Origin of the sequence: uncultured Luteimonas sp. (assembly GCF_947492465.1) — a bacterium.
Classification (GTDB): domain Bacteria; phylum Pseudomonadota; class Gammaproteobacteria; order Xanthomonadales; family Xanthomonadaceae; genus Luteimonas.
In genome coordinates this window covers 24,011-39,237 of sequence record NZ_CANLNF010000004.1, presented here as the reverse complement: position 1 = coordinate 39,237, position 15,227 = coordinate 24,011, and the positions used below count along the sequence as shown (strand labels likewise).

The following is a 15,227-nucleotide window of genomic DNA, read 5'->3' as shown; positions in this document are numbered from 1 at the left end:
GGGTGTGCTGTTGGAGGATGCGACGGGCCTCGTCGGCATCGCGATGCATCTGCGCGACCAGGGTCGGCAGGTCGGGAAACTTTTCCTCGTCGCGCAGGCGCGCGACGAACTCGACTTCGATGCGGCGTCCGTACAGGTCGCCCTCGAAATCGAACAGGTGCGCCTCGAGCAGCGGCTCCACGCCGCCGACCGTCGGCCGCGTGCCGAAGCTCGACACCGACGGCCATCCGCCGCCGGCCGCGCCGGCATCGCCCAGGCCGTGCACGCGCGTGGCGTAGATCCCGCGCAGCGCGGGCACCTTGCCGCCGAAGCGCAGGTTGGCGGTCGGATAGCCCAGGGTGCGGCCCAGCTGCCGGCCGCGCACCACCCGTCCGGACACCGAATACGGCTTGCCCAGCAGGCGCGCAGCGGCGTCGAAGTCGCCAGCGACCAGCGCCTGGCGGATGCGGGTGGACGACACGCGTTCGCCGTCCAGGTGCAGCGGCTCGATCTCCCCGGCGACGAACCCGTGGCGCTCGCCTTCCGCGCGGAGCACGCCGATGTCGCCGGCGCGACGGTGCCCGAAACGGAACTCCGGCCCGACCCAGACCTCGCGCGCGCGCAGGCGCCGGGCCAGCACGGCTTCGACGAACGCTTGCGGCGGCATCGCCGCCAACCGGGCGCCGAAGCGCAGCAGGCCGACCCGGTCGATGCCCAGGCCGCACAGGCCTTCGATCTTCGATCGCGCCAGGCTCAACCGCGGTGGCGGACTGGCGGCGGCGAAGAATTCGCGCGGCAGGGGTTCGAAGCTCAGCGCCACCGATTCGGCGCCGATGGCCCGCGCGCGGGCCACCGCGTGGCGCACCAGTGCGCGATGGCCGTGATGGAGGCCGTCGAACGCGCCGATGCAGACCACACTGCCGTTGGGGCACAGCGGCCCGCCGTCGACGTCGCGAAACAGCCTGCTCATGGGAACCGCGGAGTATAGCGGGCGCCCCATGCGCCCGGTGCGTGCGCGGGCGATCGGCGCGGGTGTTCCGGCACGATCGCGCTCAATGGCGCAGGTCGCGCGGCCGGATCCCCTGCAGCCACAGAGCCGCCGCGTACACCAGCCCGCCCGTGCCCACCAACACCGCCAGCTTCCAGACCCGTTCGCTCCAGTGCCAGGCGGTCCAGTCGTTCCAGACCAGCAGCAGCGCCAGCACCACCGCGGCCATCGCCAGGCTGGCGAGCGCCAGCTGGCGCCAGAAGCGGGGCCAGCCCGGTTGCGCGCGGAACACGCGGGCCCGGCGCAGGTACCACCACAGCTGCAGCGCATTGGTCCAGCCCGCCGCGGCCGTCGCCAGCGCCAGGCAGGCATGCGCGCCCGGCAGCGCCTTGAGCGCGGCGCGCACGTCGCCGCCGCCAGCCGCCCAGGCCTCGCGCCCGGCGCCGGTCAGCCACAGCAGTGCGGCCAGGAACAGCACGGTCGCCGCGAGGTTGGCACCCACCGCCACCACGCCCGCCTTCACCGGCGTGGTCGTGTCCTGGCGCGAGTAGAAGGCCGGCGCCAGCACCTTCACCAGCAGGAAGGCCGGCAGCGCGGTGGACAGGGCCAGCACCGTGAGCCGCGCCATCTGCGTGTCGTGCGCGGTGAAGCGGCCGTGCTGAAACAGCGTCGCCACCAGCGCCTCGGCGCACAGCATCAGGCCCAGGCACGCGGGCACGGCGATCATCAGGCACAGCCGAAAACCCCAGTCCAGCGCCTTCGAGTACCCGTCCGGATCGGCCACCGCATGGCGACTGGACAGGTGCGGCAGGATCACCGCGCCGATCGCCACGCCGAACATCCCCAGCGGGAACTCCAGCAGCCGGTCGCCGAGGTACAGCCAGGTCACGCTGCCGCCGATCAGCATCGAGGCCACGACCGTGTTGAGCAGCAGGTTGAGCTGCGCGACCGACGAGCCGAACAGGGTGGGCACCATCAGCTTCATCACCCGTCGCACGCCTTCGTGCGCGGCGCCCCAGCGCGGCCGCGGCAGCAGCCCCAGCCGCGCCAGCGACGGCAGGTGGAAAGCCATCTGCAGGAGCCCCGCCACCAGCACGCCCCAGGCCAGGGCCATCACCGGCTCGTCCATCCGCGGCGCCAGGGCCAGGGCCGCGGTGATCATCGATACGTTGAGCAGGACCGGCGACAGCGCCGGCACCGCGAAGCGCTGGTAGCTGTTGAGCACGCCGCCGGCCAGCGAGGCCATCGAGATGAACAGCAGGTAGGGAAAGGTGATGCGCAGCATTTCCGCCGCCAGCCGGCCCTGGTCGCCATCGGCATCGAAGCCGGGCGCGAACACCCGGATCACCCAGGGTGCGGCCAGCACCGCCAGCGCGCTCAGCACCAGCAGCACCGCCAGCAGGGTGCCGGAGACCCGGTCCACCAGTTCCTTCACCGCGGCATGGTCGCGGCGCTCCCGGTATTCGGACAGCACCGGCACGAACGCCATCGAGAACGAGCCCTCCGCCGAGAGCCGGCGCAGGAAGTTGGGGATGCGGAACGCCACCAGGAAGGCGTCCATCGCCGGATTGGCGCCGAACACCGCCGCATAGACCTGGTCGCGGACCAGGCCGGTGATGCGCGAGATGAAGGTCATCGCGCTGAACACGGCGGTGGAGCGCAGCAGGCCCACGCGCCGCGGCGCGGCGGCCGAAGCGCCCTCGGGCGGCAGGACGGGGTCCGGCGCGCTCACGCCCTGCCCCCCGGCCCGCCTGCCCTGTTGACCCAAGTACCTGAAACCCCCATAATTTCCGGCTCCGTCTTTCCGAAGCCCGGCTGCTGCCGGTTTTCGCCGTTCACTTCCATACCAGTTTCCAGGATCCCATCGTGGCCAACATCAAGTCCGCCAAGAAGCGCGCCAAGCAGACCGTCGTGCGCAACGCGCGCAATACGGCCCAGCGTTCGCAGCTGCGCACCGCCGTCAAGAAGGTCGTCAAAGCCCTCGACGCCAACGACGCCGCCGGCGCCGAAGCCGCCTTTGCCGTGGCCCAGCCGCTGCTGGACCGCTTCAGCTCGCGTGGCCTGATCCACAAGAACAAGGCCGCCCGCCACAAGAGCCGCCTGACCGCCCGCATCAAGGCGCTCAAGGCCGCCTGAGTCCAGGCCGGCTCATCGTGGAAAAGCCCGGCTCCGGCCGGGTTTTTCGTTTCAGGCATCTTCGCCGCGCGCGCCGCCGGCCCCTGTGTCCCGGTGCGGACCACGCAGGGGCGTGCGCGGGCGCCAGGCGCTCCCGCCTGGTCCGCGCCCATCGGTGCGGGTCCGGGGCCGATACCGCCGCAAGGCGCTTCCATCGGCGCCTCAGTCGCCGCTGTCCGCTGCCGCCTCGCGCTCGACGCGCGCCATGTCGTCCAGGTGGGCCTGCACCTTCAGCATCACCTCGCGGGTGCCTTCGCGTGCGAGTCCGGACACGATGAAGCACGGCCCGGTCCAGCCCAGCTCGGAGACGATGCGGTCGGCCAGTTCGCGGGCATCGTCGGCCGGGATCAGGTCGGCCTTGTTGAGCAGCAGCCAGCGCGGCTTGTCGAGCAGGCCTGCATCGAATCGTTCGAGCTCGCGCTCGATGGTGCGGATCTGCTCGACCGCGTCACTGCCGTCCAGCGGCTCGATCTCGACCAGGTGCAGCAGCAGCCGCGTGCGCTGGATGTGGCGCAGGAACAGCGCGCCCAGGCCCGCGCCTTCCGCCGCGCCTTCGATCAGGCCTGGGATATCGGCGATCACGAAGCTGCGCGCGGGCTCCACGCTGACCACGCCCAGGTTGGGATACAGCGTGGTGAACGGGTAGTCGGCCACCTTCGGCGTCGCCGCCGACACCGCGCGGATCAGGGTGCTCTTGCCGGCGTTGGGGAAGCCGAGCAGGCCCACGTCGGCGAGCAGCTTGAGTTCCAGCCGCAGCGTGCGCTCCTCGCCCGGCGTGCCCGAGGTCGACTGCCGCGGCGTGCGGTTGGTCGAACTCTTGAAATGCATGTTGCCCAGGCCGCCCTTGCCGCCCTGCGCCACCAGCAGGCGTTCGCCGTGGCGGGTCAGGTCGCCGATCACCTCGTCGGTATCGACGTTGTGCACCACGGTGCCGGTGGGCACGGCGATGAGCACGTCCTCGCCGCCCTTGCCGTACATCTGCCGGCCCATGCCGTTCTCGCCACGCTGGGCGCGGAACTGCTTCTGGTGGCGGAAATCGACCAGGGTGTTGAGGTTCTCGTCGGCCACCAGGTAGACGCTGCCGCCATCGCCGCCGTCGCCGCCATCGGGACCGCCGAGCGGAATGAACTTCTCGCGCCGGAAACCCACGCAGCCGTTGCCGCCGTTGCCGGCGGTGACGGTGATTTCAGCTTCGTCGACTAACTTCATGGGATTCGGGATGGGGGATTCGGGATTGGGAACAGCAGCGAACGCAGTCTACCGGCACGTCACGAGGCGATGGGCATGGCTCTTCGCTCTTCCGAATCCCCAATCCCGAATCCCCCATCCCGTCGTTCCGGCGCTCCGCCGGAACGAAAAAGCCCCGCACGCGGCGGGGCCCTTCGCTAGGCATGGTGCGCGGCTCAGGCCTGCGCGACCACGCTCACGGTGCGGCGCTTCTTCGGACCCTTGACGCCGAACTCGACCTGGCCATCGACCAGCGCGAACAGCGTGTGGTCGCGACCCAGGCCCACGCCCGGACCCGGATGGAACTGGGTGCCGCGCTGGCGCACGATGATGTTGCCGGCCTCGATGGCCTGGCCGCCGAAGATCTTGACGCCCAGGTACTTCGGGTTGGAGTCGCGGCCGTTGCGCGAGGAACCTACGCCCTTTTTATGTGCCATGACTGCTTCTCCTTACTTCTTGTCGCCACCGGCGATGCCGGTGATCTCGATTTCGGTGTAATGCTGGCGATGGCCCTGCCGCTTCATGTGGTGCTTGCGGCGGCGGAACTTGATGATGCGCACCTTGTCGGCGCGGCCGTGGCCGACGACCTTGGCGCTGACGGTGGCGCCCTTGAGCGCATCGCCGACGGTCACGCCGTCGCTGCCGCCGAGCATCAGGATGTTGTCGAAGGTGATCTCGTTGCCGGCTTCGGCCTCGAGCTTCTCGACGCGGAGCGTTTCGCCCTGCGCCACGCGGTATTGCTTACCGCCGGTGACCAGTACTGCGTACATGTGGAGCCTCTGTCTGTGTTCGGTTCTGTAGTTATTCTGTGGTCTGCACGCCATCGAGGGCGGACAGGAGCGGAATTATAGGGGTTTCAGCGACTTGCGCGCAAGCTGCCGGTCCGCCGCGGCGAGCGCCCCGCTCCCGGGCCCGGCCCAGGGCGGGTGGGCGAAGCTGCGCGCAAGGTACTCGACAAAGGCCCGGACCCGGGCCGGCACCAGGGCCCGGCCCGGCATCACCGCATGCAGTCCGCCCGCCGGCGGGGGATGGTCGGGCAGGACCACCCGCAGGCGGCCCTGCGCCAGGTCCCGGTGGACGTGCCACAGCGAGTGCATCGCGATCCCCAGGCCCGCCACCGCCGCCTCGCGCAGGACCTCGCCGTAGTTGCTCTCGAAGCGACCGCGCACCCTGACCGCCACCGGCGCGCCGTCCGGACCGGCCAGGCGCCAGGTGTCCTGGCGGCCGTCGCGGCCGGTGAGCACCAGGCAATCGTGCGCGCACAGGTCCGCGGGCGTGGCCGGCATCCCGCGCCGATTCAGGTAGTCGGGGGAGGCGCACAGCACCCGGTCGTTGCTCGCGAGCTGGCGCGAGACCAGGGTCGAATCGTGCAGCCGGCCGATCCGGATCGCGACGTCGTAGCCGTCGCCGACCAGGTCGACGACGCGGTCGTCCAGGTCGAGGCTGATCCGCAACCCCGGATGCGCGTCCAGGAAGCCCGGCAGCAGCGGCGCGATGTACTGGCGCCCGAACGAGGCCGGGGCGGTCACCCGCAGGGTGCCGCAGACTTCGCCACCGCCGCTTCGCAGCCGGTCGCCCAGCAGCGCCAGCTCCTCCACCAGCGCGCGGCCCTCCTGCGCCAGCGCCAGGCCCTCGGGCGTGGGATGCAGGCGGCGCGTGGTCCGGTGCAGCAGGCGCACGCCGAGTTCGCGCTCCAGCCGCTTGAGCCGCTGGCTGGCCACGGCCACCGAGAGGTCCATGTGCCGGGCGGCGGCGCTGATCGAACCCAGGTCCAGCACCTGCAGGAACAGGGCGATGTCGCCGATGCGATCCACGATTCTCAATCTTCCATTGAAACTGCATCGCCAGTCTGTCGGTTTTTCGAAGCGACGCAAGCCGGGATAGTGCCGCACACCCCGCGACACGCACGCAGCCCGCCCGTCCCGAGAGGAGACTTCGCATGCAATATCGCCACCTCGGCGTCTCCGGCCTCCGGGTGTCCGCGCTGGGCTTCGGCGCCGGCACCTTCGCCGGCACCGGGCCGCTGTTCTCGGCCTGGGGCGATACCGGCGAGCGCGAGGCACGGCGCCTGGTCGACATCGCCCTGGCGGCCGGCATCAACTTCTTCGATACCGCCGACGTGTATTCGGACGGCGCGTCCGAGTGCGTCCTCGGCGCCGCCCTCAAGGGCCGGCGCGACCAGGTGGTGCTGTCGACCAAGACCGGGCTGCGCCTGGGCGACGGCGTCAACGACGCCGGCGCCTCGCGCCATCGCCTGCTGCGCGCCGTCGACGCCTCGCTGCGGCGGCTGGGCACCGACTACATCGACCTGCTGCAGCTGCACGCCTTCGACGCCCGCACCCCGCTCGAGGAAACGCTGGCCACGCTCGACGGGCTGGTACGCGCGGGCAAGGTGCGCTACCTCGGGGTGTCGAACTTCTCGGGCTGGCAGCTGATGAAGGCGCTGGCGATCGCCGATCGCCGTGGCCATGCCCGCCCTGTCGCGCACCAGGCCTACTATTCGCTGATCGGCCGCGATTACGAATGGGAGCTGATGCCGCTCGGCCTCGACCAGGGGGTGGATGCGGTGGTGTGGAGTCCGCTCGGCTGGGGCCGGCTGACCGGCCGGATCCGCCGCGGACAACCGCCGCCGCCCGGCAGCCGCCTGCACGCCACGGAGGCGTTCGCGCCCCCGGTCGAGGTCGAACGCCTGTACCGCGTCACCGATGCGCTCGACGCCGTCGCCGAGGAGACCGGCCGGCCGGTGCCGCAGGTGGCGCTCAACTGGCTGCTGCAGCGGCCGGGCGTGGCCACCGTCCTGGTCGGCGCGCGCAACGCGCAGCAGCTCGAACAGAATCTCGGCGCAGCGGACTGGTCGCTGTCACCAGCGCAGATGGCCCGGCTCGACGCGGCCAGCAGCGTCCCGACGCCTTATCCCTACTATCCCTACTGGAACGGCATGTTCGCCGAGCGCAATCCTCCCCCGGTCCCACCCCACCGCGAGCCCACGCCATGAAAGCCATCGCCCTTACCCACTACCTGCCCATCGACGACCCGCAGTCGCTGCTCGATGTCGAACTCGATCCGCCCGTCGCGCAGGGTCGCGACCTGCTGGTGCGCGTCGAAGCGGTCTCGGTGAATCCGGTCGATACCAAGGTGCGCGCGCCGAAGCCGCAGGTCGAAGCGCAACCGAAGGTGCTGGGCTACGACGCGGCCGGGGTGGTCGAGGCGGTCGGCGCGGAGGTCACGATGTTCCGTCCCGGCGACGCGGTCTACTACGCCGGCGACATCACCCGCCCCGGCAGCAACGCGCAGCTGCAGCTGGTCGACGAGCGCATCGTCGCGCGCAAGCCCGGCTCCCTCGATTTCGCGCAGGCCGCGGCCCTGCCGCTCACCGCGCTCACCGCCTGGGAACTGCTGTTCGAGCGCATGGGCTATGCCTTCGACGGCGGCGGCGCCGGCAGGATCCTGCTGGTCATCGGCGGCGCCGGCGGCGTGGGTTCGATCGCGATCCAGCTGGCGCGCCTGGCCGGCTTCACCGTGGTCGCGACCGCGTCGCGCGAGGAGACGGCACAGTGGTGCCGTGAACTCGGCGCCAGCCACGTCGTCGACCATCGCCAGCCGCTGGCGCCGCAACTGCAGGCGCTGGGCTTCGAGCACGTCGATGCCGCACTCAACCTCGCCGACACCGACCGCTACTGGACCGAACTGGGCGAACTGCTGGCGCCGCAGGGCCACGTGGGCCTGATCGTCGAGCCGGCCGGGGCACTGCGCATCGGCGATCCCTACAAGGCCAAGTGCATCGGCATCCACTGGGAAATGATGTTCGCGCGGGCGCGCTACCGCACCGCCGACATGGATGAGCAGGGTCGTATCCTGGCGCGCGTTGCTGCCCTGGTCGATGAAGGGCGGCTGCGCGGCACGCTGCGCGAGACGCTCTCGCCGATCGACGCGGCCAACCTGCGTGAAGCGCATCGCCGCCTCGAATCCGGACGCAGCATCGGCAAGCTCGCGCTGGCCGGCTGGTAGCCGCCGGACGACACCGCCGCGCCTCCAGCGCAACACAGCGACGCGTGGCGCGAACGCCGCGCCAGCCGCGATCCAACGACAATCCCCACCATGACAAACTCTCCCCTGCTGGCGCTTCGGCTGGCCAAGCTGCTGGTCGGCCTGTTCCTCTACGGCATCGCCATGAGCCTGATGGTGCGCGCCGGCATCGGCGTCGCGCCCTGGGACGTGCTCACCCAGGGGATGGTGCGCCAGACCGGGCTGTCGTTTGGCCTGCTCACCTGCCTGATCGGCGTGGCGGTGCTGCTGCTGTGGTGGCCGCTGCGACAGCGTCCCGGCCTGGGCACGGTGCTCAACGCGCTGCTGATCGGCCCCAGCGCGCAGCTCGGCCTCTGGTTGCTGCCGCAGTTCAGCGGGTGGTGGCAGCAGGGACTGGCGTTCAGCGCGGGCCTGGGCCTGCTGGCGCTGGCCACCGGGCTGTATATCGGCGCGCACTTCGGTCCCGGTCCGCGCGATGGGCTGATGACCGGGCTGCACGCACGCCTGGGCTGGCCGATCTGGGCCGCGCGCACCGGCGTCGAAGGTTCGGTGCTGCTGACGGGCTGGTGGCTGGGCGGGACCGTGGGCCTGGGTACCCTGGCCTTCGCGCTGCTGATCGGCCCGCTGGTCGCGCGCACCCTGCCCTGGTGCGAGACGCGACTGCCGCTGGCGCAGGCTGCGACGGTCTGACCCACGGCGGCGGCGACTTGCCGCGGCGCCCGATTCGCGGCATCGTGCGCGATCCATACGCCAGCGTATTCGCTCATGATGGCCGCCAGCGACGCCCAGCCCTACCCGCACCTGCTCGCGCCGCTGGACCTGGGCTTCACCACGCTGCGCAACCGCGTGCTGATGGGTTCGATGCATACCGGCCTGGAAGATCGCAAGCGCGACTTCCCCAGGCTCGCCGCGTACTTCGCCGAGCGCGCCGCGGGTGGCGTGGCGCTGATCGTGACGGGCGGCTTCTCGCCCAATTTCGAAGGCTGGCTGACGCCCTTCGCCAGTCGCCTGGCCTGGCCCTGGGAAGCGCGCAAGCACCGCCAGGTCACCGGGCCCGTGCACGACCATGGCGCGAAGATCTGCCTGCAGCTGCTGCATGCGGGCCGCTACGCCTACCACCCGCTGTCGGTGGCGCCGTCGAAGGTCAAGGCGCCGATCAATCCCTTCACTCCGCGCGCCCTGTCCGCGCGCGGGATCGAGCGCACCATCGACGCCTACGCCACCGCCGCCAGGCTCGCACGCGATGGTGGCTACGACGGCGTCGAGGTGATGGGTTCGGAAGGCTATCTGATCAACCAGTTCCTCAGCGCGCGCACCAATCGCCGCGATGACGCCTGGGGCGGCGATGTCGCCGCGCGGATGCGCTTCGCCACCGAGATCGTACGCCGCGTGCGCGAAGCCTGCGGAGCGGACTTCATCATCATCTACCGGCTGTCGATGCTGGAACTGGTGCCGGAAGGTTCGGACTGGAACGAGATCGTGCAGCAGGCGCGCGCGATCGAGGCTGCCGGCGCGACGATCATCAACACCGGCATCGGCTGGCACGAGGCGCGCGTGCCGACCATCGCCACCTCGGTGCCGCGCGCAGCGTTCGCCCGCGTGACCGCCAAACTCAGGCCGCACGTGGTGCTGCCGCTGGTGGCGACCAACCGGATCAACATGCCCGACGTCGCCGAAGCCATCCTCGCCTCGGGCGGTGCCGACATGGTGTCGATGGCACGGCCGCTGCTCGCCGATCCCGAATGGGTGAACAAGGCGCGCGCCGGCACGCCGCAGGCGATCAACACCTGCATCGCCTGCAACCAGGCCTGCCTGGACCACGTGTTCCAGCGCAAGACCGCCAGCTGCCTGGTCAATCCGCGCGCCTGCGCAGAGACCGAACTGAACTACCTGCCCGCGGCCGTGCGCAAGCGCGTGGCCGTGGTCGGTGCCGGTCCCGCCGGCCTCGCCTGTGCGACGGTCGCGGCGCAGCGCGGCCATGAAGTCGTGCTGTTCGATCGCGCCGACCGCATCGGCGGCCAGTTCAACCTCGCCTGGAAGATCCCGGGCAAGGAAGAGTTCGGCGAGACCCTGCGCTGGTTCGACCATCGCATCCGCGAAACCGGCGTGGCGCTGCGCCTGTCCACCGACGCGACGCCGGAGATGCTGTCGGGCTTCGACGAAATCGTGCTGGCAACGGGCGTCAATCCGCGCCGGGTCGATTTCGAAGGCCACGCTCATCCCAAGGTCGTGGGCTATCTGGACGTGCTGCGCGGGGACATCGTGCCCGGGCGCCGCGTCGCGATCGTGGGCGCCGGCGGCATCGGCTTCGACGTGGGCGAGTTCCTCGTGCAGGAAGGCGCCTCGCCCAGCCTGGATGTCGGCCAGTGGATGGCCGAATGGGGCGTGGATCCGGCGTTCGAAAGCGCCGGCGGATTGCGGCCGCCCAGGGTCGCGCCGCCACCGCGCGAGATCTGGTTGCTGCAGCGCAGCCCGGGGCGTCCCGGCGCCCGCCTGGGCAAGACCACCGGCTGGATCCACCGCAGCACGCTCAAGCACAAGGGCGTGCGGATGATCGGCGGCGTCGAATACTTGGCTGTCGACGACGAAGGTTTCCACCTGCGCGTGGACGGCCAGCCGCAGCTGCTGCCGGTGGACCACGTGGTGGTCTGCGCCGGGCAGGAACCCCGGCGCGACCTGCTCGAACCCCTGCAGGCAGCCGGGCACCGGGTCCACCTGATCGGCGGCGCCGACGTGGCCGCCGAGCTCGACGCCAAGCGGGCGATCGCCCAGGCCTGCCGGCTGGCAGCGTCCCTGTGACGGCGCAACCCGGCCCGACGGGGCGGCGGGATCCCGCGTCGGCCGCGCATGCCTTCACACCCGAGGCTTGCCCGCTAACGCCTTGATCCTGCTGGCTGAACGGGCCTTTCCCAGAGCAAAAACTCCAATCGAATCATCCACTTCTTGGTACCCGTTCAGGAGGGATTCGGTTTGCGGCTTTTACCGTGCGCGCACTTTCCCCGCCGCCCATCACTGGCGGGAACCGGCCCGAGCCGCCCCTTCCGCGGCCTGCGGCGCCCGGGCAAAAGCGCCATAGAGACGCTGCCCTCCCCAATACGCCATGTCCGACCACCGCCGCTGACGGCGTCGTCTCCTAGAGGGACGCACGCACGGGGGCGACCGGACGCAACGCAGCAAGGAGTTCCGATGAAACTGGCCTGGATCCTGTGGTTGGCCTCGCTGATGTCGCCACAAGCCGCCGATTCGCTGTGCCTGAGCACGACGCTCTACCTGGAGGCCCGCGACCAGTCCGTCCTCGGCCAGCAGGCCGTCGCCGAGGTCGCCCTGCGCCGCGAGGAAAGCGGCCTGTGGGGCGATTCGATGTGCGAAGTGGTGACCGCCCGCAAGCAGTTCGCCCCCACGATCGTCTCGCCCGGCACCCGCATGCACAACACCGAGGCCTGGGCCCAGGCGGTGGGCATCGCCATCGAGTCCGAGCGCAACTGGGCGCTGCCGGCCGGCGAGCGCACCGAAGTCGTGCCGGGCGCCAGCCACTTCATGGCCCACGCCATCGCCGCGCCGAGCTGGCGCAATGCCTACCAGGTGGCGACGATCGGCGACCACACCTTCCTCAAGGTGCAGAAGCTCAAGCCCAAGGGCTGAATCACGCGGGCGCGCCGCGGCGCCGGCGAGGGTCGCGATTTGGCGCCCCGACGGCCGTGACACAGTGCCGCCATGCACGCGCCGCATGGTGCGATTGCGCGGCCTTGTGGACGCTGTCCACTACTGCATCCGGGAATCGTTGCTTCGGTGCCGCTCAGGCAAGAAGCGAACCGCCTCCAAACCGGCAATCGTTCAAGCCGCCACCCGCTCAGGCCGCCTCGGCAGCCTCTACGGCGGCGCGGATCCGCGCGATGCTCGACGCCGCGCCCTGCGTGCTGGTCTTCTTCGCCAGCGCCGCCTGCAGTTCCGGCAGCAGCCCGTCGAGCGCGGCATCGTCTTCGGCGCGCTCGAGCTTGAGCTGGAAGAAGTAGCCGCGCACGCCGAGCTGTTCGCGCACCAGGTCCGTCATCAGCGCATACATGATGGCGTAGCGGTTGCTGCCGCTGTCGCGCGGGGCGATCGGCTCGTTGGCCGGCTCGCCGATCGAAGGCTGCGCGGCCGCCATCTCGCCGGAGATCAGTTCCAGCGACAGCAGCTGCTGCAACGCGTCTTCCGGTGCGTTCAGGCGCTTGGCCAGCTCCTGCAGCTCGGCGACCGTGCGCCGCCCGTCCACCAGCAGCAGCACCGAACGCAGGCCACCCGGCAGCTTGCGACTGCGGCTCTCGATCTCCGCCCGGCCCTGTTCGGTCTTGGCCGGCATTAGCTGATGCTGCATGTCGCTCTCCCCGTATTCGCCGTCAACCGGGAAGAATTCGCACGATCCGTACCAGTGGCCGTGCGCGGTGGGCGCACGATCCTGGGCCATGTCCGAAGTTGCGACATGAATCACAGAATCCCGGCCGCCAGACCATTCCATTTCCGGCACGGTGTGGATGACGCAATGCAACAGTGCCGGGGGGCCGGCGGCATTCATACCCCCTCGGGCGAACGGCCGCTGCCAGCATCTGACCTGCTGCGTCAGCTTGTGGCGCTGGAAAGAAGCGGCGCGCGTCCTCCGAAGGGCAGCGCCGCCTCCCCTCCTCAGCTGCCCGCCTCCGGGCCGCGCTCCAGCGCACGCCGGACCTCGTCCAGCGCATTGGGGTCGTCCAGCGTCGACAGGTCGCCCGGATCGCGCGACTCGGCCAGCGCCTGCAGCGAACGGCGCAACAGCTTGCCCGAGCGCGTCTTGGGCAGGGCGTTGACCACGTACACCCGCGCCGGCCGCGCCACGCCACCCAGCTGCGCGACCACCACCTTCTGCATCTGCGCAGCGGTCTCGCTGGCCTCCTCGCCCGAATGCGCGCGCTTGAGCGTGGCGAACACGATCGGCACCTGTCCCTTCACCGCGTCGTGCACGCCGATCACGGCGGCCTCCGCCACGTCGGGATGGCTCGACACGGACTCTTCGATCTCGCGCGTGCCCAGGCGGTGGCCGGCGACGTTGATCACGTCGTCGGTGCGCCCGAGGATGAAGGTGTAGCCGTCCTGGTCGCGGATCGCCCAGTCCAGCGAGCTGTACAGCAGCTCCTTGAAATGACTGAAGTAGCTGTCGACGAAGCGCTGGTCATTGCGCCACACCGTGGTCATGCAGCCCGGCGGAAGCGGCGGCTGGATCACCAGCACACCCTTCTCGCCGGCGGGCGCGTCCTCGCCCGTGACCTCGTTGATCACGCGCAGGCGGAAGCCCAGGTTGGGCATGCCGGGCGAGCCGAAGCGCACCGGCTTCATGTCCAGTCCCGGCAGCAGGGTCAGCACCGGCCAGCCGGTTTCGGTCTGCCAGTAGTTGTCGATCACCGGCTTGCCAAGCACCTCGGAAATCCAGCGTGCGGTCGGTTCGTCCAGCGGCTCACCGGCCAGGAACAGGTGTTGGAGCGAGGACAGGTCGCGATCGGTGATGAATGCCGGGTCGTGCTTCTTGAGCACGCGCAGCGCGGTCGGCGAGGAGAACATCGTGCGCACGCCGTAGCGCTCGACGATGCGCCACCAGATGCCGGCGTCGGGAGAGGTCGGCAGGCCCTCGTAGATGATCGAGGTGGCGCCGGCGATCAGCGGCCCGTACACGTTGTAGGAATGCCCGACCACCCAGCCGATGTCGGAAGTGGAGAACATCACCTGGCCCGGGCGGATGTCGTACACCGACCACATCGACAGCGCCAACGCGACCGCGTAGCCGGCGACGTCGCGCTGCACGCCCTTGGGCTTGCCGGTGGTGCCGGAGGTGTAGAGGATGTAGCTCGGCTCGTTGGATTCCAGCCAGGCCACGGGCACTTCCGCACCCTCGTGGTCCGCGCGCAGCGTCGCGTAATCGACGTCGCGGCCTTCGCGCAGCGCCAGTGGTCCGGCCAGGCCGCGATCGACCACCAGCACCTTCTCGGGCGGATGTTCCGCCCGCGACAACGCCTCGTCCACCAGCGGCAGGAACGGAATCACCTTGCCGCCACGGATGCCCGCGTCGGCGGTCACCAGCACGCGCGGCTGCGCATCGTCGATGCGCAGGGCGAGGTTGTGCGAGGCGAAGCCGCCGAACACCACCGAATGGATCGCACCGATCCGCGCGCAGGCCAGCATCGCCACCACCGCGTCGACGGTGTGCGGCATGTAGATCACCACCCGGTCGCCGCGGCCGACGCCCAGCGACTGCAGGCTCGCGGCGAAGGTGTTCACCTCGCGATGCAGGTCGCGATAGCTCAGCTCGCGGATGTTGCCGGTCTCGGTGGACCAGCCCACCAGCGCCAGCTGGTCGCCGCGCTCGTCGAGGTGGCGGTCGACCGCGTTGAAGCACAGGTTGGTCTCGCCCCCCACGAACCACTTGCGGAACGGCGGGTTCGAATCGTCGAGGATCCGGTCCGGCGCCCGGTGCCAGTGGATCGCGCGCGCCTGCTCCGCCCAGAAGTCTTCCGGCGACTCGATCGATTGCCGATACAGGTCTTCGTAGCGCATGGCCGTCTCCGCTGTGTTCGGCCAGAGGCTAGGCCTGCGTCGCCGGGAAAGCGTTAAGACCTTCGTATCATCCGCCAGCAAACGCGGAAAAGGCCGGAAAAACCGGCCTTTTCCCTGCATGTTGACCGTCCCGATCAAGCGGGTTGATCGTTCCGGTCAACCCGCTGAATGCGCAACTAGGCCGCTTTGCCTCTGCACCTGCTGCCCGGGTGGGAAAGCGGCGGATTGCCGGGCTGGATGCAGCCGTCCAGCCCGGAACAGTGGGCTTCAC

Annotated in this window: 13 protein-coding genes and 1 pseudogene; 6 read left to right on the top strand and 8 right to left on the bottom strand. The window is 70.2% G+C overall.

The window, feature by feature from the left end; all coding sequences use genetic code 11:
- Positions 1-4: 4 nt before the first annotated feature.
- Both Q0863_RS10695 and murJ read right to left on the bottom strand, forming a co-directional pair.
- Positions 5-949: pseudogene (locus tag Q0863_RS10695) on the bottom strand (bifunctional riboflavin kinase/FAD synthetase); the annotation flags it as partial.
- 82 nt (positions 950-1,031) lie between these two features.
- Complete coding sequence (murJ, locus tag Q0863_RS10690; protein ID WP_298578214.1) at positions 1,032-2,639, bottom strand: murein biosynthesis integral membrane protein MurJ; 1,608 nt, start codon at positions 2,637-2,639, stop codon at positions 1,032-1,034.
- Positions 2,640-2,833: 194 nt separating this feature from the next.
- Between murJ and rpsT the strand changes: the two genes are divergently transcribed.
- Positions 2,834-3,103, top strand: coding sequence for a 30S ribosomal protein S20 (rpsT, locus tag Q0863_RS10685; protein WP_280943446.1), 270 nt, complete (start codon positions 2,834-2,836; stop codon positions 3,101-3,103).
- A gap of 201 nt (positions 3,104-3,304) precedes the next feature.
- Here rpsT and cgtA read toward each other — a convergent pair whose 3' ends face one another.
- The 4 genes from cgtA to Q0863_RS10665 form a co-directional block, all read right to left on the bottom strand.
- Positions 3,305-4,351, bottom strand: a complete 1,047-nt coding sequence (gene cgtA / locus Q0863_RS10680) for an Obg family GTPase CgtA (RefSeq protein WP_298577857.1) — start codon at positions 4,349-4,351, stop codon at positions 3,305-3,307.
- A gap of 194 nt (positions 4,352-4,545) precedes the next feature.
- A complete protein-coding gene (gene rpmA / locus Q0863_RS10675; protein ID WP_298577856.1) occupies positions 4,546-4,806 on the bottom strand; it encodes a 50S ribosomal protein L27 in 261 nt (86 codons plus the stop codon).
- A gap of 12 nt (positions 4,807-4,818) precedes the next feature.
- Positions 4,819-5,139 (bottom strand): 50S ribosomal protein L21, encoded by a 321-nt coding sequence (rplU, locus tag Q0863_RS10670; protein WP_298577855.1) that lies wholly within the window; start codon positions 5,137-5,139, stop codon positions 4,819-4,821.
- A 75-nt stretch (positions 5,140-5,214) separates the two neighbouring features.
- Positions 5,215-6,183 (bottom strand): LysR family transcriptional regulator, encoded by a 969-nt coding sequence (locus tag Q0863_RS10665; protein WP_298577854.1) that lies wholly within the window; start codon positions 6,181-6,183, stop codon positions 5,215-5,217.
- A 125-nt stretch (positions 6,184-6,308) separates the two neighbouring features.
- Between Q0863_RS10665 and Q0863_RS10660 the strand changes: the two genes are divergently transcribed.
- From Q0863_RS10660 to Q0863_RS10640, 5 genes are all read left to right on the top strand, one after another.
- A complete protein-coding gene (locus tag Q0863_RS10660) occupies positions 6,309-7,364 on the top strand; it encodes an aldo/keto reductase (RefSeq protein ID WP_298577853.1) in 1,056 nt (351 codons plus the stop codon).
- On the top strand, positions 7,361-8,377 hold the full coding sequence (locus Q0863_RS10655) for a zinc-binding alcohol dehydrogenase family protein (protein WP_298577852.1): 1,017 nt from the start codon (positions 7,361-7,363) through the stop codon (positions 8,375-8,377). Before Q0863_RS10660 ends, Q0863_RS10655 begins: the two co-directional genes overlap by 4 nt.
- Before the next feature lie 90 nt (positions 8,378-8,467).
- On the top strand, positions 8,468-9,085 hold the full coding sequence (locus Q0863_RS10650; RefSeq protein ID WP_298577851.1) for a hypothetical protein: 618 nt from the start codon (positions 8,468-8,470) through the stop codon (positions 9,083-9,085).
- A gap of 78 nt (positions 9,086-9,163) precedes the next feature.
- Positions 9,164-11,194, top strand: coding sequence for an NADPH-dependent 2,4-dienoyl-CoA reductase (locus Q0863_RS10645; protein ID WP_298578212.1), 2,031 nt, complete (start codon positions 9,164-9,166; stop codon positions 11,192-11,194).
- Positions 11,195-11,581: 387 nt separating this feature from the next.
- Positions 11,582-12,037, top strand: coding sequence for a cell wall hydrolase (locus Q0863_RS10640; RefSeq protein ID WP_298577850.1), 456 nt, complete (start codon positions 11,582-11,584; stop codon positions 12,035-12,037).
- A 208-nt stretch (positions 12,038-12,245) separates the two neighbouring features.
- Here Q0863_RS10640 and Q0863_RS10635 read toward each other — a convergent pair whose 3' ends face one another.
- Positions 12,246-12,752 carry a hypothetical protein gene (locus Q0863_RS10635; protein ID WP_298577849.1) on the bottom strand — a complete coding sequence of 169 codons (507 nt, stop codon included), beginning with the start codon at positions 12,750-12,752 and terminating at the stop codon, positions 12,246-12,248.
- Positions 12,753-13,057: 305 nt separating this feature from the next.
- Complete coding sequence (gene prpE, locus Q0863_RS10630; RefSeq protein WP_298577848.1) at positions 13,058-14,956, bottom strand: propionate--CoA ligase; 1,899 nt, start codon at positions 14,954-14,956, stop codon at positions 13,058-13,060.
- Positions 14,957-15,227 lie beyond the last annotated feature (271 nt).